Annotated in this window: 17 protein-coding genes; 8 read left to right on the plus strand and 9 right to left on the minus strand. The window is 40.1% G+C overall.

What is annotated here, in order from left to right:
- Positions 1-2: 2 nt before the first annotated feature.
- Positions 3-707 carry a LytR/AlgR family response regulator transcription factor gene (locus B2W36_RS11235; protein WP_293887802.1) on the minus strand — a complete coding sequence of 235 codons (705 nt, stop codon included), beginning with the start codon at positions 705-707 and terminating at the stop codon, positions 3-5.
- A 28-nt stretch (positions 708-735) separates the two neighbouring features.
- Entirely contained in the window at positions 736-1,845 is a 1,110-nt protein-coding gene (locus B2W36_RS11240; protein WP_293887803.1) for a sensor histidine kinase, read from the minus strand.
- Between the two features lie 163 nt (positions 1,846-2,008).
- Between B2W36_RS11240 and B2W36_RS11245 the strand changes: the two genes are divergently transcribed.
- The 3 genes from B2W36_RS11245 to B2W36_RS11255 all read left to right on the plus strand — a co-directional run bounded on the left by B2W36_RS11245 (position 2,009) and on the right by B2W36_RS11255 (position 4,400).
- Positions 2,009-2,470: a DinB family protein gene (locus B2W36_RS11245; protein WP_293887804.1), complete on the plus strand. Its 462-nt coding sequence runs from the start codon at positions 2,009-2,011 to the stop codon at positions 2,468-2,470.
- Positions 2,471-2,597: 127 nt separating this feature from the next.
- Positions 2,598-3,080 carry an OsmC family protein gene (locus B2W36_RS11250; RefSeq protein ID WP_293887805.1) on the plus strand — a complete coding sequence of 161 codons (483 nt, stop codon included), beginning with the start codon at positions 2,598-2,600 and terminating at the stop codon, positions 3,078-3,080.
- 84 nt (positions 3,081-3,164) lie between these two features.
- Positions 3,165-4,400 (plus strand): TCR/Tet family MFS transporter, encoded by a 1,236-nt coding sequence (locus tag B2W36_RS11255; RefSeq protein WP_293887806.1) that lies wholly within the window; start codon positions 3,165-3,167, stop codon positions 4,398-4,400.
- A 439-nt stretch (positions 4,401-4,839) separates the two neighbouring features.
- Here the strand turns inward: B2W36_RS11255 and B2W36_RS11260 are convergent, their stop codons facing one another.
- From B2W36_RS11260 to B2W36_RS11280, 5 genes are all read right to left on the minus strand, one after another.
- Entirely contained in the window at positions 4,840-6,150 is a 1,311-nt protein-coding gene (locus B2W36_RS11260) for an efflux RND transporter periplasmic adaptor subunit (RefSeq protein WP_293887807.1), read from the minus strand.
- A gap of 7 nt (positions 6,151-6,157) precedes the next feature.
- On the minus strand, positions 6,158-10,483 hold the full coding sequence (locus tag B2W36_RS11265; RefSeq protein ID WP_293887808.1) for a CusA/CzcA family heavy metal efflux RND transporter: 4,326 nt from the start codon (positions 10,481-10,483) through the stop codon (positions 6,158-6,160).
- 135 nt (positions 10,484-10,618) lie between these two features.
- The gene (locus B2W36_RS11270; protein ID WP_293883633.1) at positions 10,619-10,948 is read right to left on the minus strand and encodes a DUF6660 family protein; all 330 of its coding nucleotides are present in this window, start codon (positions 10,946-10,948) and stop codon (positions 10,619-10,621) included.
- A 351-nt stretch (positions 10,949-11,299) separates the two neighbouring features.
- Positions 11,300-12,466, minus strand: coding sequence for an alpha-hydroxy acid oxidase (locus B2W36_RS11275; protein WP_293887809.1), 1,167 nt, complete (start codon positions 12,464-12,466; stop codon positions 11,300-11,302).
- A gap of 181 nt (positions 12,467-12,647) precedes the next feature.
- Positions 12,648-13,304 (minus strand): response regulator transcription factor, encoded by a 657-nt coding sequence (locus B2W36_RS11280; RefSeq protein WP_293883637.1) that lies wholly within the window; start codon positions 13,302-13,304, stop codon positions 12,648-12,650.
- A 321-nt stretch (positions 13,305-13,625) separates the two neighbouring features.
- Between B2W36_RS11280 and B2W36_RS11285 the strand changes: the two genes are divergently transcribed.
- Complete coding sequence (locus B2W36_RS11285; RefSeq protein WP_293883639.1) at positions 13,626-14,126, plus strand: hypothetical protein; 501 nt, start codon at positions 13,626-13,628, stop codon at positions 14,124-14,126.
- A gap of 6 nt (positions 14,127-14,132) precedes the next feature.
- Here the strand turns inward: B2W36_RS11285 and B2W36_RS11290 are convergent, their stop codons facing one another.
- Together B2W36_RS11290 and B2W36_RS11295 are read right to left on the minus strand one after the other, a co-directional pair.
- A complete protein-coding gene (locus B2W36_RS11290) occupies positions 14,133-16,286 on the minus strand; it encodes a mechanosensitive ion channel family protein (protein WP_293887810.1) in 2,154 nt (717 codons plus the stop codon).
- A gap of 80 nt (positions 16,287-16,366) precedes the next feature.
- Positions 16,367-16,600, minus strand: a complete 234-nt coding sequence (locus B2W36_RS11295) for a hypothetical protein (RefSeq protein ID WP_293883643.1) — start codon at positions 16,598-16,600, stop codon at positions 16,367-16,369.
- A gap of 253 nt (positions 16,601-16,853) precedes the next feature.
- Between B2W36_RS11295 and B2W36_RS11300 the strand changes: the two genes are divergently transcribed.
- From B2W36_RS11300 to B2W36_RS11315, 4 genes are all read left to right on the plus strand, one after another.
- Positions 16,854-17,597 (plus strand): nucleotidyltransferase domain-containing protein, encoded by a 744-nt coding sequence (locus B2W36_RS11300; protein ID WP_293887811.1) that lies wholly within the window; start codon positions 16,854-16,856, stop codon positions 17,595-17,597.
- 1 nt (position 17,598) lies between these two features.
- Positions 17,599-18,330: a metallophosphoesterase family protein gene (locus B2W36_RS11305; RefSeq protein ID WP_293883647.1), complete on the plus strand. Its 732-nt coding sequence runs from the start codon at positions 17,599-17,601 to the stop codon at positions 18,328-18,330.
- Between the two features lie 171 nt (positions 18,331-18,501).
- Entirely contained in the window at positions 18,502-19,056 is a 555-nt protein-coding gene (locus tag B2W36_RS11310) for a type 1 glutamine amidotransferase domain-containing protein (protein WP_293887812.1), read from the plus strand.
- Positions 19,057-19,142: 86 nt separating this feature from the next.
- Entirely contained in the window at positions 19,143-19,394 is a 252-nt protein-coding gene (locus tag B2W36_RS11315; protein WP_293887813.1) for a Rho termination factor N-terminal domain-containing protein, read from the plus strand.
- Positions 19,395-19,470: the final 76 nt, after the last annotated feature.

Here is a 19,470-nt window from a genome sequence, read left to right on the forward strand (position 1 = left end):
TTTTATATAAGTCCCATCTTGGCAAAAAGCTGATTCCGATATTGCAAACCTATACCGAGTTCTGTTCCATTTTTCAGAACTACTTTGCTTGCCTCAACCCCCTTGATTTGCTTGATATTGACGATATAAGATCGATGCATACGGGCAAACATATCCCAAGGTAGTTCTGCTTCCATATCTTTCATGGTAGACAGTAGAGTTTGCATACCTTCTACAGAATAGATCTGTATATAATCCCCCCAAGCTTTTAGGTAGAAAACATCCGTAGGATCTATAAAAATAGTCTTATTCCGATCCTTTATCTTAATCGCCTTTCGTTCTCCATGTGCGGCCCTTCTAGAAAACAGCATAGCCTTTTGAACTTTCTCGATCGCCTTGATTAACCTTTCTTCTGTCAGGTGTGGCTTTAAAATATAATCGATTACATCTAGTTCGAATCCATCGACGGCATATTCATAATGGCCAGTTATAAACACAACAAAAGGCGGATGAACAAGTCCTTTGAGAAAAGTAATCCCATCCATCTCTGGCATATCAATATCTGACAAAATAAGGTCTATTTCATGCTTTTTCAAGATATCAATGGCCTGCGAAGGATTTTCAAATACACCCAATATTTCGATCAGTCCCAATTTGGAAACTAGTTTCTCCAGGCGACCTCTCGCAATTGGCTCATCTTCAATAAGGATAGTTTTAATTCTATTCATAAGTACTTCTCAATCCACAGCTTTGGTGCTACGGCTGTTCTTCAGGGAGTAAAGTTACGACAAGATTAACAGTAAACACACCCTCATTTGACTTTATTTCTAAAATGTGATGATGGGGATAGTGAAGTTCCAGTCGTTTTCTTACATTTTCTATCCCTAATCCACCGATATAATTTTCTGGTTTTGAAAGTTCTCTATACGCATTGGACACGTTCATATGCACCTTATGGTCCTTCACTTTAATGTCTATGGATATCCATCTCGCCGAAGAGCTTAGGCGAGGTCCATGTTTGAATGCATTTTCTACAAACGGAAAGAAGATCAGGGGCACCATCAGACAGTTCTCGTCATCAGCCGCTAGATTTAGATTGATCTGCACGGTCTCACTATAACGCAACTTTTCCAATTCAACATAATCCTTTAGCAGTTGAAATTCGCGACTAATATCCACCTTGGGCTGGTTGCTCTCGTGAAGCAGATACACCATAATACTACTTAAACGCATCATACTTTCGCCACCTCTTTCATCACGATCGGATACCAGTACATAGATGCTATAAAGTGTATTAAGTAAAAAATGGGGGTTGATCTGGTATTTTAGAAAAGCGAGCTCCAACTGAACGTTGTTCAATTCCAATGCGGCATTTTTCAGTTCGAGCTTCGTTTTGGAATTTTTGACAGACATAAATGCCTGCACTATTTTTACGGTCAATGGTAGGGCGACTAAAAAAATAAAATCCAATAAATAATCGCTAAGGGAAGAAAGCCGAAAGGCTCCAAAGATTCCATTACTTTGTACTATTTCGAGATAACTTGATAAACGAATATCTGGTGTCAAATATTTTAACGTTAATATGGCGCCAAAATAACTTAAAAACGACCACCAGGCATAAATAAACAACAGCCATAACATACACAGCAAAAACTTTCCGGGAATAAACCAACGCGGAATAATAACATAAGCTGTCACATAAAATATGGTCAATAAAGAAAATACGTCCTTTAGAAACAATATCCACGAATTATCAATATCTATCCGTTGATAGGAGATAAATTGCATTCCCAAAACCAAAAACCAAAAACACAAATGAAGAATAATACGTTTCCCCTTATTGTAATTTTGGAAAAAACTGTTCATAGATAGCATATCTGTCAATAATATCAGTCTAATATAAAAATATCATTTAGTTTGTACGAATGTAAATCGTCAAGTATTGCAGTAAAAAGACATTTTTGAGACAAAAAGCTATTACTATCTTCCTTATATTTAACTTTACAGAACCGACAAAAGCAACAATTCGATGTCAACTACGTTTACGCAGCTATGGTTATATAATAACTGGGCGAATACAGTACTGCTAGAAAAACTGAAAAAGGAAAGCGAGAGAACGCCCCATTCTTGCCTGCGGCTATTTAGCCATATTGTGAATGCTCAGGTTATTTGGTTGAGCCGCCTGATTGGCGAGAAAACATCTGTTGGCGTTTGGGATGAACATAGTATAAGCGATTGCCAGAGGTATCACGAATTAACATCGGCAGGATTTGCTCAGCAGATTCAGGGCATAAAAGATACGGATAATAAAATTGCCACTTACACAAACACACAGCATCAAGCTTTTCATAATAAGGTCAACGATATCCTCTTACACGTATTTAATCACGGTACTTATCATAGGGCACAAATAGCAAGTGAAATGAGAAGGAATGGCATAGCACCTATCAATACAGACTATATCACTTTTATCCGCCTAAAACAATACTAAACGTATACGCTGCTTCCAATCTTACTATTATAATAAGATGCCGATTTTCTCGCAAAGATAAATGTCGTGCATCATGATCATTCCGCATGATAAACACATGGGAACTACCACAAATTTAAAACAAAAAATGAGTTACAAGCACATCTTTAAAGCATCTCTAACTTGGCCTCATACTGAACAGCCGAGTCTTCAGGGATTAAAAGTTTATCATAAAAACCATCACATCGCGATTGAGGGAAAAGCAGATCTTCACGTTTCAGCCGCAAAAGTATTCAAGGGCGACCCCGCATTATACAATCCAGAAGATTTGCTTCTCAGCAGCTTGGTTTCTTGCCATATGATGTCATACCTATATGTATGTTCGCAGAACAGCATTCAGGTTCTATCTTATACTGATAACGCTGTTGCTATCTTGGCAACTGAAATAGACGGCAGCGGCCGTTTCACAGCGGTTACATTATACCCTGAAGTGGTTATCGCAGATAATTCTCAAGTAGACCTTGCCTTATCACTACATACACAAGCAAACAAACTTTGCTTTATTGCCAATTCATGCAATTTCAAGGTAAAGCACCGTCCGACATGTAAAGCCATCAATACAGAATCTTAGCGCAATCGAAAATAAAAGACTGATCACAAATTAGTAATTAAATAACATACAAGTTTTTAAGGATTTGATTATTTTTGGAACATAATGGAAAATTCCAAGAAAAAAGCAGCAATCGGATTTATATTTATCACATTACTCATCGATATTACAGGTTGGGGAATTATCATTCCTGTTGTTCCTAAACTTATTGAGGAGCTCATCCATAGTGACATCAGTGAAGCGGCTAAATATGGTGGCTGGCTTGGCTTTGCTTATGCTTTTACGCAGTTCATATTTTCTCCTGTCGTTGGCAATCTGAGTGATAAATATGGTAGAAGACCTGTTATATTGATTTCCCTTTTTGGATTCGCGGTAGACTATATCTTTCTCGCCCTTGCACCAACCATAGGATGGCTTTTTTTGGGGAGAGTTATTGCCGGATTGACTGGAGCCAGCTTTACAACTGCAAGTGCCTATATTGCAGATATATCAACCGATGAAGATCGGGCGAAGAACTTCGGCTTGATAGGTGCTGCATTTGGTTTAGGCTTCATCATCGGTCCCGTTATCGGTGGTTTACTCGGCCACTATGGCGCTAGAGTTCCCTTTTATGCCGCCGCAGGATTGTGCATGCTAAACTTCCTTTATGGTTATTTTATCTTACCCGAGAGCTTAGACAAAGAAAAACGCAGAGCCTTTGACTGGAAACATGCCAATCCTGTTGGATCTTTTAAATTTCTCGGACAGCATCCCGAAATATCCGGTTTAATCGTTGCCTTAATTTTAATCTATATTGCAGGACATGCTGTTCAGAGCAATTGGAACTTTTTCACCATGTACAAATTCAATTGGACTGAAAGAATGGTAGGTATTTCGCTAGGTGTCATTGGTTTGCTGATTGGGTTGGTTCAGGGTATTTTGATTCGATGGACAACACCCAAACTTGGTGAACAGAAAAGCATTTTTTATGGGCTTACCCTTTATGCGATTGGCTTACTGTTATTCTCATTTGCAAGCGAAGGATGGATGATGTTCGTATTCCTAATTCCCTATTGCCTCGGAGGTATTTGTGGCCCTGCCCTACAATCTGTGATAACCAAAAATGTTCCTTCAAACGAACAGGGTGAACTTCAAGGTGCATTAACCAGCCTGATGAGTGCAACATCAATAATTGGCCCTCCGATGATGACCAATCTTTTCTATTACTTTACTCATGATAACGCACCCTTTAAATTCTCCGGCGCACCATTTTTCTTAGCATTTGTTCTTATGTCAATAAGTGTAATAATTGTATATACCGCTTTCCAGAAGAAGCGGAAACAACAAATAAATCAGCTTTAAAAATATCGTCAATGGAATTTCATGACGTTGCGCCATCCTGCGAAAGTAGATTGACAAAAAACTATAGCGTGATTTATGGACAGTATATAAACAACTAGCTAAACACAGACCCAAAAATTATATTATATTGATCGATCACTCGCATGAAAACCACATAACTCGCTTATTCCTTGCTGTAGCTACACGAATTAGCGATGTAAATCAGCGCCCGCAGGACTAGTTCATCTTCGCTCGTTTATACCATTAATAATAGTCCCAACTTCAACATGGCTGCGACTGTAATCATGATAGTCCAAAAGCCGGCACTTTTATATAAACTAGTTCTGCTCTGCGCTGATTAAATACTTTTGCTTCTACATACAGCATAGCTGCCTGCCTTCGCTTTCAGATTGATGTATATTACATAAATTGATTTTATTATGTTAACAAATGTTGTCAATTAGTGTTCGTGTCCCCCTGTATTACTCATTTTAGCATTGATAAAAAAAGCGCCCTTCACAACAATTTTTGTTCCTGCAGGAATCTCCATTACAGGAATAATCGCAGTATATCCCAAGGCAGACACGCCTTTTTGAATCTCAATTTTTTCAAAATTGATGTTCTTTGCCTGTTCCTCCCCGTGCTGGCCAGCTTCTTTCTCATCGTTGTGTGCATGTTTTGTTTCGCCCTGATCATGTGCATGCCCGTGATCATCGTGCTCTTCTTCATGTTCTTCAGGTTTCTTGTCTGTTTCCACAAATATGTAATACTTGCCGTCGGCCTCCACAATGGCATCATTCGGAACAGCCGGAGTCCGCACATTATTGACACCGATCATCCCCGTAATGTTCATTCCATCAATCAAGCCCACTTTGCTACCCACCACTGTACTGTGTACAGCGATGGTCTTGCTGTCGTTTTCAAAGGAAGAACCTATGGTAAAAACTTTGGCAGTATAGGTTTTATCGGGGTTGTTTGTCAGCTGGAAGTTGATGATCTGCCCCACTTTAACCAAGGGTAGATCCTTCTCAAACACCTGCAGATCTAAGTGCAGAAGGCTATTGTCAACAATCTCGATTACCGGAGAAGATACATCCACATAACTCCCTATTTTCGCAAAAACAGTACTCACCGTTCCATTGATAGGGCTTGTCACGGCCAATGAAGTGCGCATATTGGAAAGATTCAAACTATTGGGATTAATTCCCATCAACTGAATCTGTTGCTGCAAGGAAGCCTTTCGAGCCCGTAAACTGTTGAAGTCAGCTGTTGCGGCCTGCAGATTTTTACGTGCACCGGCATTGCCCTCATTCAATTCCTGTTGCCTTGCCATCTCTTGCTCAGCGAGGGTAATTTTGCTAGCAAGAGATACATATTCTTCCTGCAACTGTACAAACTGCGGGTTGGTAATTGTCGCGATCACCTGCCCCTTACGCACATTGTCCCCCAACTGTACATTCAACGTCTTTACAACACCACCATATAGCGCCGTCGCATTCGCTTTATTATTATTGGGTACACTCAAATGTCCATTGGCCTTAATTGTAGCAGTTAGCCCCTTCTCTTCAATACCTCCAAAAACGATGCCCACAGCTTTAATTTGTGCAGCACTCAATGCCGCTACGGTAACCGGTCCCTCCTCGTGCCCCTCTTCGGCATTAGGCTCTTCCTTTCCCGCGGGTTGACCTTTAGGCTCCGACTCATTAGAACCGCAACCGTAAAAAAAAGCTACGGCGATACATACGATAACTATTCTTATGAAAACTTTCATTGTTGACTTATTTGTTATTGAAGTAATTATATTGAATTGCTGATTGATTATACTGATTGAGTACTTCGAGATAATTCTGACGAATCCCAATGGCCTGACTTAAAAATTGACTTAATTCAGCGAAATTAATCTCCCCCGTTCTATAACCCAAAGTAGCTGCTTTAATAATCGCATCCGCTTGTTTCAAACCCGAAGACTCGTAAAATTGCAGTAATGCACTATGCTTATCAATCTCAGCAAGTGCGTTCCGTTTATTGGTTTGGAATACTTGCGTATCATATTCCAATTTACGTTGTTGAACTTCCATCTCAGCACTGGCAGCCTTCACCTTACTTTTATACGCGCCCAGACTAAAAACTGGAAAAGATGCGGAGACAGAAAATCCCGATAACGGATCTTTGGCTCCCCAAACACGTTGGGAGAAAAATCGACCCGAGAACTCCGGCTTATTGGTATTTTTCTGAACGCTGATATTCGATGAAGCGATATTTACATTTTGCTGCTGTAAAACAAGTAAAGGATGCGTTAGTTCTTCAGACGGACTGCTTGCTACATCGATCTTCGCTAAAGACTGATCTAATGGAAGCATCCATACATTACGATCCAGCAACATCATCAATTGCTGTTGCTGAATAACGATATCTTTTTTGTTTTGAGCTAGTTGTGCTTGTAGCTCTTTCAATTTTGCTTCTGCGGCGATCTTATCAAGTGCGGCTACGTCACCAGTTTTAAAACGTAATTCAGTTGCCTTAAACATACCCGTATAGATACTATCGAGCTCCATATATAATTTTTGGCGATCCTGGAGATACCAGAGCTGAAAATACGCCGTCCTTACATCTTTCGTAATCGCAATTTTCAGTACATCTGTATTTAGATTCGCATATTTCAGTTGTTGTTTAAAATACTCTTTACGCGCCGTATAGAGTCCGGGCCAGGCAATGCTTTGCGTTACACCGATTTTCAGCAGACCGGCCTTATCCGATGGACGATAGTCTTCATTTTCTGCAAAGATCCCTGTCTTGGGTATTTCGGTTGCCGTTTCGACATTAAAACCTGCTCCCGCGATCTCGGCCTGATTGATCTGAAACTGGCGATTGCTCTTCAACGCAGTTTCCACAGCTTCTGCAACAGAAATACGTTCCTGGCCAATCACCATCTGAGATCCCAAGGTCATAAATAAGAAAATAAGTACTGTAACAAACGTCTTAGCACCGCTACTTCGTTTCATATTCCATTTAGAATTAAAAATTATATACAATAGTGGCAACACAAACAAGGTCAGAAAAGTTGCTGTTACCAGCCCTCCAATAACCACGGTAGCGAGAGGTTTCTGAACTTCCGCTCCCGCACTGGTGCTGATTGCCATCGGCAAAAAGCCCAATGAAGCCACGGTTGCCGTCATAAGCACAGGGCGTAAACGCGTTAAAGTCCCCTCTTTAACACGTTGAAAGATATCGTTAACACCCTCTTTTTTCAGCTGATTGAATGTACCGATCAGAACAATACCATTGAGTACAGCAACACCAAAAAGTGCAATAAAACCGATACCGCCACTGATGCTAAAAGGCATTCCGCGCAACATGAGTGCAAATACTCCACCAATGGCGCTCATTGGGATTGCGGTAAAAATCAACATCGCCTGTTTAAAGGAATGAAAAGTGAAATACAGCAACATAAAAATAAGTAGCAATGAAACAGGCACAGCAATCAGCAGGCGTGAACTCGCTTTTTGAAGATTCTCAAACTGGCCGCCATAGGTGAAATAATACCCTGCAGGAAGCTTTACATGTGCAGCTAATTTTTGTTGAATATCTTTTACCACAGTTTGAACGTCACGCCCTGCTACGTTAAAACCGATCACAATTCTTCTTTTGCCCGCTTCACGGCTGATTTGGGCTGGCCCCAACTTATAATCGATGGTAGCCACTTGAGAAAGCGGTATCTGTGTACCGGTATCTGTAGGAATCATAAGATTACGCACATCATCAATACTATTTCGATGCGTTGTATCTAACCTCACGACCAGATCAAAACGGCGTTCATTTTCATAAATCTGTCCAGTACTACGGCCCGCAAAAGCCGTACTCACCACATCATTGACATCCTGAATGGTCAGACCATAATTCGCAATCCGTGTACGGTCGTAAACAATATTGATTTGCGGCAGGCCGGATACACGTTCAACCTGTGTTGATGTTGCTCCTTCAACCGACTGAATCTGGGCTGCAACCACAGTAGCATATGCAGATAATGAATCTATATTTTCGCCAAAAATTTTTACAGCTACATCTTGACGAACCCCTGTCATCAATTCATTGAAACGCATCTGAATAGGTTGGTTTTTTTCAAAGAATACCCCGGGAATAATTTCGAGCTTTTCAAGAATAGCCGCTCCTAATTCTTCATAAGACCGCCCAGACTTCCATTCTTTCCGAGGTTTCAATACAACCATTATATCTGTTGCTTCTGGTGGCATCGGATCTGTCGGAACCTCGGCGGCCCCTGTCTTGCCGACAACCATTTTAACCTCCGCAAACTCTTTGATAATACGGGAAGCCTGCATGGAGGTTTCAATACTCTGCGAAAGTGAGCTTCCTTGCGGTAAGATACAATGGAAAGCATAGTCACCTTCCTGCAACTGTGGAATAAACTCTCCACCCATATGCTTAAAACAGAAAACGGATAATGCAAAAATTGCAACGGTCAAACTCACGATCAGGTACTTAAATCGAAAAGCTTTTCGCAATAGTGGTTCATAAATACGCTGCAGTCCCGCAATCATGCGGTCACTGAATGTTTTCTTGTCGCTGTGCTTTTTCGGCAAAAACAAAGCACACATCATAGGGATATAGGTTAACGAGAGAATCAATGCGCCGAAAATAGCAAACCCAACTGTTTGCGCCATTGGGCGGAACATCTTTCCTTCAACACCCACCAATGTTAAAATCGGAATATAAACGATTAAGATGATAATTTCCCCAAAAGCTGCACTTGTACGGATCTTAGACGCGGATTCGAATACCTCATGATCCATCTCCGCTTGGGTCAATTTCTCTGTCGACTTCCGCAGGCCTAAATGATGCAGCGTAGCTTCCACCACAATCACAGCCCCGTCGACAATCAGACCGAAGTCTATAGCACCCAAACTCATTAGATTCGCACTGACACCAAAAACATTCATCAGTCCAAGTGCAAACAGTAGCGCCAGGGGAATCGCCGAAGCAACAATAAGACCTGCCCGCAAATTGCCAAGAAATAGCACCAGTACGAATATCACGATAAGCGCACCCTCGATTAAGTTTTTTTCAACCGTACTGATCGCACGTCCCACTAGATCCGTGCGGTCTAAATAAGGTTCTATGATGACATCATCGGGTAAGGATTGCTGAATAGTTGGCAGTTTCTCTTTCACCCTATTGACCACCTCATTACTGTTTTCACCTTTCAACATCATAACAACACCACCCACGGCATCCACCTCACCATTATAGGTCAGGGCGCCATAACGCACAGCATGACCGAAACGTACATCAGCAACATCTTTCACATAAATCGGTATGGAGCCTGATTTACGAATAGCAATATTTCTTACATCATCCAATGAGGTAGCCAGACCAATTCCGCGAATAAAATAAGCATTTGGCTTTTTATCGATATAGGCCCCTCCAGTATTCTGATTGTTTTTCTCCAAAGCTGTAAATATCTCGGGAATAGTGATATTCATCGCTTTAAGCCGATCGGGATCAACAGCTACTTCATATTGTTTAAGCTCGCCGCCGAAACTATTAACCTCTGCAATTCCCGGGGTTCCATAAAGCTGACGGGCAACGATCCAGTCTTGCATAGCTCGCAAATCTTTTGCATCGTATTTCTTGTCACTTCCCTTTTTGGGATGGATAATATATTGATATACTTCGCCCAATCCGGTACTTACTGGCGCCAATTCAGGTTTACCAATGCCTTGGGGAATTTGATCGACCGCTTCATTTAAACGCTCACCAATCAATTGACGGGCAAAGTAAATATCGACGTCCTCGTCAAAAACCACCGTAATGACAGACAATCCAAAACGTGAAATACTCCTGATTTCTTCTATTTTTGGAACAGTTGCAATACGCTGTTCAATCGGAAAAGTGACCAATTGCTCCACTTCCTGGCCTGCGAGTGTGGGGCAAGATGTAAAAATCTGAACTTGATTGTTGGTAATATCGGGCACAGCATCTATTGGTAGTTTTGTTGCGCTCCATACTCCCCAAATGATAAGTAACAAAGTCATTAAACCAATAACAAACTTGTTCTTAATGCTAAATTTTATAATATGATCTAACACAATTATACGTGATTAATACTTAAATAATCGCTCATTCTTATTGGAGTACACACAACAAGCGAACTCCAACAACAAAACCCAATAAAGAACAACATGCATTCTCTATCAATTCGGTTTTGAAATATTTAAAAAAAATTAAGCATTAACCTTCGGCGGTTGCCAGATGCTTCCACAATAGCTGGAAACAATTTTGGTATTGAGGACTGGTATACGATTGTCAAAATAAATAGAAACCGGAACGCCAGCTATTTCCGGAAATTGATAAGCATAAGCAGTTATATTTCCGCTACAACAATTGCAATAACAGAAAATTGAACACGCATCAGATGCATCATCACCATGGTTGTGTGTTTGATTGAGCTTTGCTTCCATAGCAGTCTCTTCACAGCGATTGTTCGAATCGCTGCACGGGACAAAGGAAAGTCCCAGAATATAGCCAATCAATATGAAGACTGTTAACCTCATGGATACACAAATCTAAGAAATTAAATTAAAATCCTCTCTCTTAACTGAAAAATCCTCTCGGTACTCATGAACATTTGCTATCGATCAAACCTATTTTGACTTCCTGACTTGGGGAAGTTATTAAACCATCACTGAACGATCACTGAAGAAACACTGTTAAAATGCAAAATTTGGTGCAGTGTTGATCTTTGGTTCTGCACCTTTACATGAATATAAAAAGAATAAGCTATAAGCAAAATTGTAAACAAAAAAGGAGATGTTTCCTATGTTNNAACATAGGAAACATCTCCTTTTCTATTGTCGGCACACGCCTATTTCAAGGCCAAATCGATGATCTTTACTACAGAGCACTTAGAGAATAGACTGCAGACGCTGTGGGAAATCCGCTATCTTCGAAAGACTCAGCTGCTTCATGACCTGATACAAATGTGTTTTGAACATATTGATGGTATGTTTGCCGCCTGCTGCACCTAAAGCGCCTACACCATACATAAAAGGCCTTCCCATAAAATTGAATTCTGATCCGACAGCATGGGCACGCGCCAAATCAACACCCGAGCGAATCCCACCGTCCAACATGATTTTAATATTCTTTTTATATTCGGGATTACTAGCCAAACGAATTAATGAATTGATCGAAGACTCACTTGCGTCTAGCTGCCGTCCACCATGATTTGAAACAATCACACCATCAACCCCCAATGCGATTGAAGCCTGGATATCTTCATCTGTTACAATTCCCTTCAGCACCAACGGGCCTTTCCATAGGTCGCGTATTGCTTTAATCTTTTCAACATCAACTTTACCCGTAAATGTCTTATTCATAAACTGTCCCAGTTGGGCCAAGTCAAGACCTTTTTCCATATAAGGTTTTAAAGTCGCAAAAGAAGGAATACCATGTCTTAGCGTCTCAATACCCCAAGTTGGACATGCAAAAGTTTGCAAAATATTTGAAACGCTCATCTTAGGCGGCATGGACAATCCACTTTTTATTTCACGATACCGAAGTCCGAACGCCGGTACGTCGACCAATACCACCAATACAGGACATTCAACAATCTGTAAACGCTTAATAATGTCATCTCGTAATTTATTCTCGGTAGGATGATAGAGCTGAAACCATGCTTTCCCATTTGACACTTCGGCAATACGCTCAATACTACTTGTCGAAACAGTGCTTAAAATATAGGGAATATCATTTTCACCAGCCGCTTTCGCAAGAATTTCCGGCGCATTCGGCCACATCAGTCCTTGAAGTCCAATGGGCGAAACACCAAATGGCGCGCTATAACGGCGACCAAACAATTCGACAGAAAGATCTATTTCATCGCTCGCTAATAGGTATTGCGGTTTTAACAAAATGTTATCAAAATCGTTTTCATTTCTAGCGAGATTCAATTCTTCGTTTGCTCCTCCGGTCAAATAATCAAATGCAAATCGGGGAATCCTTTTCCTCGCTTTAATCTTTAGATCTTCCACAGAAGGATAACGCGTATTATATTCAAATTTTTGGCTCATGATTGATTTTTATTTACAAATAGTCTATAACTGCGCGCCAAACTTAGATAAAATGCATTTCAAATGCAAAATAATTATAACTATTATAAAAATTCAATCATGCCGTTGAAATAGAAATTATTGCTTTAAACCGATATTATAAGGCTATGAGCCCATCGTTTTCTAAGCACAACACTCCACCTTAGCTCAATAATTTTTTCTGAAAACCAAAACGAACAAGTCCCGCCGTATTCTTGGATCCTGTTTTCTCGATCAACTGTTGCCTATGCCCTTCGACTGTCCTTTTGCTTAAATAGATCTGCTCTGCTATTTCAGCATTCGTATGTCCTTGTGCAATCAATTCCAATACGGAAAGCTCCCGCTCAGAAATGTCATATCTGGTCATTATGGCGCTTCGATCCACATCCATATGGGTATATTTCGATAAATTTCTAATAATTTCAATACTCAGTGATGCACTAATATATTGTTCGCCTCGGACAACCTGCTGGATTCCGAAAAGGATTTCCTCAACATTAGAATCTTTTGACAAATAGCCATCAGCACCAAGGTTTAAAATTTCCTGAACTACCTGGATATTATCTTCCATGGATAAAACGATGATTTTTATGTCGACATACTTCTTTTTTACTGCTTGAATGAGCTGGATGCCATCCATCTGGTCCATATGAATATCTGTTAAAATGATATCTGGCTTCGATGAACTGTCTAAATATTCCATGGCTTTTTCACCATTTTCTACCCCAGCTATTACAGTAATGTCCTGTTGTGCCTCTAATATTAGTTGGAAACCGGATCGCACCAATGTATGATCATCCACCAAAAGCAACTGTTTCATAGCTTTCTGTATTTTCGTTTTAGTTTAGTTGAGTAACAGATTTTTGAAAGAAACAGCTTTCAGACCAAAAATGTTTTAATAAAAAAATGTTTGAGTAATTACGAACACTCGCCAATAACTCGGTACATCAGAATTTAAGGAGCATCATTTTTTTTATTCTCTTCTAAAACTGCCTAGTGGAAAATGGAGAAATGCTGCGATCGAATTGGATTATATAGGATCTTGATTTTCGCATTAAATACACTAAATATAAGTATTCCAAACCATAAGATCGCCATCAATGTTCACTTAGTAAACAAATAAAAATCAAGTATCAGTATTATGGAACACACATTCGACTACGTACACGAACTGCTTAATAGACAAATGGCCTTACGAGCCAAAATTGAAGAGAGTCCAATAGCCGGGGATATTAAAATGATTTACGGCCAAGATTTTTATCAAGAGGAAGTAAGAGCGATGGGTTTGGCGATGATTCGTGACGGTTGGGACGTAGAGGGCGAGCAACTCATACAAGATTATGTAGCAGAGCACTATCCAACGCGAACTAATGATGAGCTCATTTGGATTAATAAAATGATGCACCATTTGGAGGCAGTTACTGATACTTTTATCGACAACCTACAAGCTGCGGGCTATAAATGGCTACAGGGTAATGTAGACATGCCTAATGAAAATGTACTTTTTTACCCTGTTCACGAAATTGACGAATTTGGAGCATTATCTACTAAATTAGGCATAAATAATCTGATAGACCTCAAGAATATTGACGAACTGAGAAATGTTCAGGGCTGGATTTATTACCGATATGGAAGTAAATAGCCTCCATTAGGCTGAAGTCACTTTTGAATCATAACGGATGGCTTCGGCTCTAACTCTCTCTAAAAAACTACTTCTAAAGCATTCTATTTTTTGCACATTCTTCAAACCTACTTGAATGGAAATTACATAGGCATCTGCTGTAATGTCTTTTGTTAAAATTTTTACATCAAGATTGGGATCAATCTCCTCAAAAGAAGAAATGATCTCTTTTAGCCATTTTTTCCAATCTTCGATGTTTCGGGCGGTAATGATAGTTAGCTGAAGGTTCAAGCGGATATCAGATTCGTCAAATGTCCAATTGACTAATCGGCCAGAAAGCAAGTCACCATTAGGTATAATTACTTGAGCACCCTGATCGGTCAGTAAGGTACTAGATCGGATTCCGACTTGCATGACTTGCCCTTTTTTGTCTGCAAGTTCTACATAATCGCCAACTTTAAATGGCCGCTCAAATACTAAAATAACACCCGAGACGAAATTGTTGATTATATTTTGCAAGCCTAAGCCTATACCAACACTCAATGCGCCTATAATGACGGTCAGTTTGTCAACTCCCAATCCGAGGATACGTATTCCTATAAGGAAGCCAATAATGAAAATTACGACGCGCACGAGCGGCAACAATGCATTAGGGCGCTGATTTCCTTTTGAATTCGGCCTATCTAGAAGATCCTTTAAGTTCTTTTGAATCCAGTTCGCGGACCATATCACTACAAAAGCTAAAAGAACATCTCCATATGTGTAGGTTACACTGCCGACGGTATGCGTGCTATTCAACAGCCGGTCACCTAACCGACGTAGCTCACTCGTAACATGCAAAGTGTTAGCCCAGATGATAATCCCTATTAAAATAGAAAAAAAACCAGTTATTCGGTGCAATGCCGCAATCAATTTTTGCTTATCAAAACGATTTATAAATTGGTCTTTTTTTGAGTTCTCATAAGAATTAACCACATCATGAGCGAGCATATCACGGAATGCACGCATGGATAATGTTTGCAAGAATCCTACAGCGACTGCAATATTGAATGTGCGTGCTAAGTTTAGAAAACCGAAAATATTAAATATAATCGCAGCGACACCAAAAGATAGTAATAGCCACCGCACAGTAGGTCCTACGTGCGTAAATGGTATTTTTCCATCCCTACTCCACCGTAGCGCCCAAAGTAAACGGATACCCACCAGATTGACAATTACAACAATGATCCGTGAAATCCAATCTGTGTCTAAAATTAAATTGCTGACCAAAACCGCAGTATAGTAAAAGAAAATGGAGTGCCAGACCTTAATTTGTACATCGGACGAGGCGGCACGTATCAGTACGTATAAAAATCCAAATACAAGTAGATAGGTCATTTCCAGCACAAACACTGGAATTCTAAGCGAGGTTAAGGGTAGTAGAATGAGAAAGAAAACGGCAAATTTCAGAATGGGAATCCACCAAGGTTGATTGCGATGTAAGGGTAAAGCTTCATCCACCCCTACTGCGCTCTTTCGCATTTTATATAACCAATAAAAATAGGCAAAGCTGAATATAATCAGCAGAAAGCGACCATCCCATCCAGTGTCATAGTAACTTTGCGAGAAGCCATCCTGTTCGAGATTCTTTTGTATAATATGTTTCCAATGAAACCAAGTGGTAATATTTAAAGCTGCTCGAACCACCTTCTCTTGTTGCTCGGTCTTATCACTAAGATCCTTCATATCCAACAGAAGTGATTCAATATCCCGCCCTAAAATAGCAGCACTGTCTTGAATTGCGTGCCAAGAAGTTGCAGTAGAATCCTGAGGTACCGTCTGTTTTTGCAGGATATTTACTTTCTTCTGTAAAGAAAGCAATGTGGGTTTTACAAATTGTATGTGCTGTTGTACTTGATTTGGCACGACTAATTCATTGTTTGTTCTTTGCCAAGCCACGCTCCGTTTTACACTGTCAAACTCCACATAATAATGGTCAACCTCACTACGCCATTTTTCGAGAAAGTTTCTCGCCGAAGCAAGTGGGTTTTTGGGCAATGAATCGAGTAAAGCTATCGAATCCTTGGTTCTCAAAACAGAACCAACTTTTTGGGCGTACAATGTAGAAATGAATAAGCTGAGTTGAATCAACAAAATTAACTTTACTACGGTACAGTTTATCGTACCCTTAATAGTTAGCATACTCCTTACTTTTTTTAAATTATATGTTTACTAGAATTTTGCCTGCGAAGCCGCCGCTGTGAGTTATTGACAATACATTTTTAATCTGAAGGTTTATCCCTGTCTAAGTTATCCAACGGTATCCCCTGTTCCTTACTTTTATCATTTTCCTTGTTCATATCCTGCGGCCGGCTTCGATGGATGTTGTCCAATGGAAGGCCGCTTTGTTTGGTTATTGTGTCGGTTTTATCTTCTACTTCGCTATGCTTGTTCGCGTCACCGCACGCGGTCGACGCAGCTGCAATTAAAATTGCTAAATACGTGTATTTTACCATTATCTTCTATTTAATAATTTAACCTTCTGCTGTTCCGTTATGTAGTGGTTATCGTCCACTCAAATAATATCTAACGTATATACTCTTTAATTAATGAATATAATCTTTAGGTATAACGTATGCGGGAGGCATCTCAGGGGTAGCGATTTTTAAATTGAGTACTTCTACCTATTACTGATGTGCCTAATACGCTTTAAACACTGATCGACAAACTACTCGATTTAGTTAACTGTTATAAAAAAAAGCAGACTACATGATTCACTTAGATAATCCACCTGAAGATTGCCTTAGGTTCTTCCGGGATACCCTTCAACTTCTACAGCAGAGTAATAGCCAATTTATGGTGGGCGGAGCCTTAGCAATGTTCCACTATACGGGAATAATAAGGCCCACAAAAGATCTCGATATATTTTGCAAGAGCAGTGAATATCCAAAAATTCTTAAGCATTTTGCCGCCAATGGCTATCAGACAGAATTAACGGATGTTAGGTGGCTAGCGAAGATCTACAGGGACCCTTATTTTATCGATATTATTTTTGATAGTGTCAATCACTATTGTACGGTTCAGAAGGATTGGTTCGACAGAGGGCCAGAAGGAATCCTTTTTGACACGAAGGTGCGCTATATACCAGCAGAAGAGTTGGTGTGGTGTAAGCTCTATGTACAAAACAGGGAGCGACATGATAGCGCTGATATCAATCACATTTTGTTAAAACATGGAAAAAAGCTTGACTGGAATCATTTATTGGCACGCATGGATCAGCATTGGCATCTGTTGCTTGCACAAATACTTATTTTTCAATTTACGTATCCACATGATTATCGCGACATTATCCCAAAAGACCTGTTCGATGAGCTTCTCATGCGCGCATCAGGTCAGTATGAACTACCCCCATGCCTCGAAAAAGTATGCTTGGGACCGCTAATTGACCAAACGCAATACGAGATTGACATTAAAGAATGGGACTATAAATCGTATACTATAAAAACTGTTTAATATGACCAAAACAACGATAGCCGCCTTAGGTGATATACATATGAATGTAAATCAGCAGGGAAAATGGAAAATAGCTTTTGAAGAAATTTCAGAAAAGGCCAAAGTCCTACTATTATGTGGTGATTTAACCGACACTGGCGATGAAGAAGAAGCGGAGCTACTTGTCTCAGAACTGCAGTCCCTAAAAATTCCTGTGCTCGCAGTATTAGGTAACCACGATTATGAAAAAGGACGACAGAAACAGATCCGCCAGATTTTGATTGATAATAAAATTACAGTTCTGGACGGCGAAGCCATTGTAGTCGAAAATATTGGATTTGCGGGCGTGAAAGGTTTTGGTGGTGGATTTGACCGCTACATGTTATCAATGTTTGGCGAAGACGCCATGAAAAGTTTTGTTCAGGAAGCTGTCAATGAGTCTTTGCTGTTGGATCGCGCGTTGGCGCGGCTTGAACAAGAACATGCGGATATAAAAAAAGTCGCTTTGCTCCATTACGCACCTATAGCAGAGACTGTATTAGGAGAACCCGAACAGATCTATCCATTTTTAGGCTCTACACATTTAATGGAGCCGCTGCAACGTCGTAACGTCTGCGCTGCCTTCCACGGGCATGCACATGCTGGAAAATTCAAAGCTTTATCGCCCACCGGAATACCGATTTATAACGTAGCAGTTCCTGTCCTGAAAGCTCATCATGGAAACGATATTGCCTACGCTCTTATTGATATTTAGCGAGATAAGTGGTTCATTCGTTATTTTAAGATTGGGGATTTAAATTTAATCAAAGCAATTTAGGAACAGACTAGCCGAAATGTCCACGTTTAAATTATCTTATTTCAAACTTTAAATGATTTAGATCCGTTATATAAAAGTAGATAAAGAATATTAGTAAAATTTAATTACATGGAAAATTTAAAGAATAAGCGGATCGCCATATTGGTTGCGGATGGATTTGAAGAAATTGAATTAACAAGCCCTAAAGAAGCACTGGAAAATGCGGGTGCAAAGACGGACATTATATCGCCTGTTAATGGAAAAGTCAGAGCAAAGAGTGGAGATGAGTGGTCAAATGATTATCCAGTCGATGTTGCTCTCCAAGAAGCTGAGGAGGATCGATATGATGCATTACTTCTTCCCGGAGGAGTAATAAGTCCCGATAAATTGAGGACGAACAAAACGGCAATTGCCTTGATCAACGCGTTTTGGGAACGGGATAAACCAATTGCAGCAATTTGCCACGGACCACAATTGTTGATTAATGCAGATTTGGTACGTGATAAAAAGATTACCTCTGTCGCAGCTATTCAGATGGACCTTATTAACGCAGGTGCATTATGGGAAGACAGTGAAGTTGTAGTCGACGATAAACTCATCACAAGCCGCACACCCGATGATCTACCGGTTTTCAATAAAACTATCATTCAAGAATTTGCTGCGGATAGGAAGTATAAAGGGTAATAGTACGATCCGATAGCGTACTTAAACAGCCAACTATTAAATGCTGCAACATGTTCAGTCTATAAATAACAATAAACACGGACATTATGAATACGACAAAAAATTCAAGCAGTAAGAATGCTAAAGGGCAGTCGCACAACAAAGGTACCGACAAAGGAAAAACATCAGTTACAGCGACTGGAAACAAAGCTTCTTCGTCCAAAAGTTCACGAAATGAAAACGCAGACAAAACAAAAGCCGAACTCTTAGAAATGGCAAAGAAAATGGAAATCACTGGACGTCATGATATGACTAAAGACGAGTTAATCAAAGCCATTGACAAACATGGAAAAAAATAGCACTATTTTAAATGTATAGCGCTGATATTAAAAAGGCCCGCGGAATTGCAGGTCTTGAGGGTGTAAAGTAAACTGT

The sequence above is a fragment of the Sphingobacterium sp. UBA3549 genome, from assembly GCF_002376635.1.
Taxonomy (GTDB): Bacteria; Bacteroidota; Bacteroidia; order Sphingobacteriales; family Sphingobacteriaceae; genus Sphingobacterium.

Bases quoted from the DNA above. Each gene is read 5' to 3' on its own strand.
- B2W36_RS11235 (WP_293887802.1), bottom strand. From the start codon at position 707: ATGAATAGAATTAAAACTATCCTTATTGAAGATGAGCCAATTGCGAGA.
- B2W36_RS11240 (WP_293887803.1), bottom strand. From the start codon at position 1,845: ATGAACAGTTTTTTCCAAAATTACAATAAGGGGAAACGTATTATTCTT.
- B2W36_RS11245 (WP_293887804.1), top strand. From the start codon at position 2,009: ATGTCAACTACGTTTACGCAGCTATGGTTATATAATAACTGGGCGAAT.
- B2W36_RS11250 (WP_293887805.1), top strand. From the start codon at position 2,598: ATGAGTTACAAGCACATCTTTAAAGCATCTCTAACTTGGCCTCATACT.
- B2W36_RS11255 (WP_293887806.1), top strand. From the start codon at position 3,165: ATGGAAAATTCCAAGAAAAAAGCAGCAATCGGATTTATATTTATCACA.
- B2W36_RS11260 (WP_293887807.1), bottom strand. From the start codon at position 6,150: ATGAAAGTTTTCATAAGAATAGTTATCGTATGTATCGCCGTAGCTTTT.
- B2W36_RS11270 (WP_293883633.1), bottom strand. From the start codon at position 10,948: ATGAGGTTAACAGTCTTCATATTGATTGGCTATATTCTGGGACTTTCC.
- B2W36_RS11275 (WP_293887809.1), bottom strand. From the start codon at position 12,466: ATGAGCCAAAAATTTGAATATAATACGCGTTATCCTTCTGTGGAAGAT.
- B2W36_RS11280 (WP_293883637.1), bottom strand. From the start codon at position 13,304: ATGAAACAGTTGCTTTTGGTGGATGATCATACATTGGTGCGATCCGGT.
- B2W36_RS11285 (WP_293883639.1), top strand. From the start codon at position 13,626: ATGGAACACACATTCGACTACGTACACGAACTGCTTAATAGACAAATG.
- B2W36_RS11290 (WP_293887810.1), bottom strand. From the start codon at position 16,286: ATGCTAACTATTAAGGGTACGATAAACTGTACCGTAGTAAAGTTAATT.
- B2W36_RS11295 (WP_293883643.1), bottom strand. From the start codon at position 16,600: ATGGTAAAATACACGTATTTAGCAATTTTAATTGCAGCTGCGTCGACC.
- B2W36_RS11300 (WP_293887811.1), top strand. From the start codon at position 16,854: ATGATTCACTTAGATAATCCACCTGAAGATTGCCTTAGGTTCTTCCGG.
- B2W36_RS11305 (WP_293883647.1), top strand. From the start codon at position 17,599: ATGACCAAAACAACGATAGCCGCCTTAGGTGATATACATATGAATGTA.
- B2W36_RS11310 (WP_293887812.1), top strand. From the start codon at position 18,502: ATGGAAAATTTAAAGAATAAGCGGATCGCCATATTGGTTGCGGATGGA.
- B2W36_RS11315 (WP_293887813.1), top strand. From the start codon at position 19,143: ATGAATACGACAAAAAATTCAAGCAGTAAGAATGCTAAAGGGCAGTCG.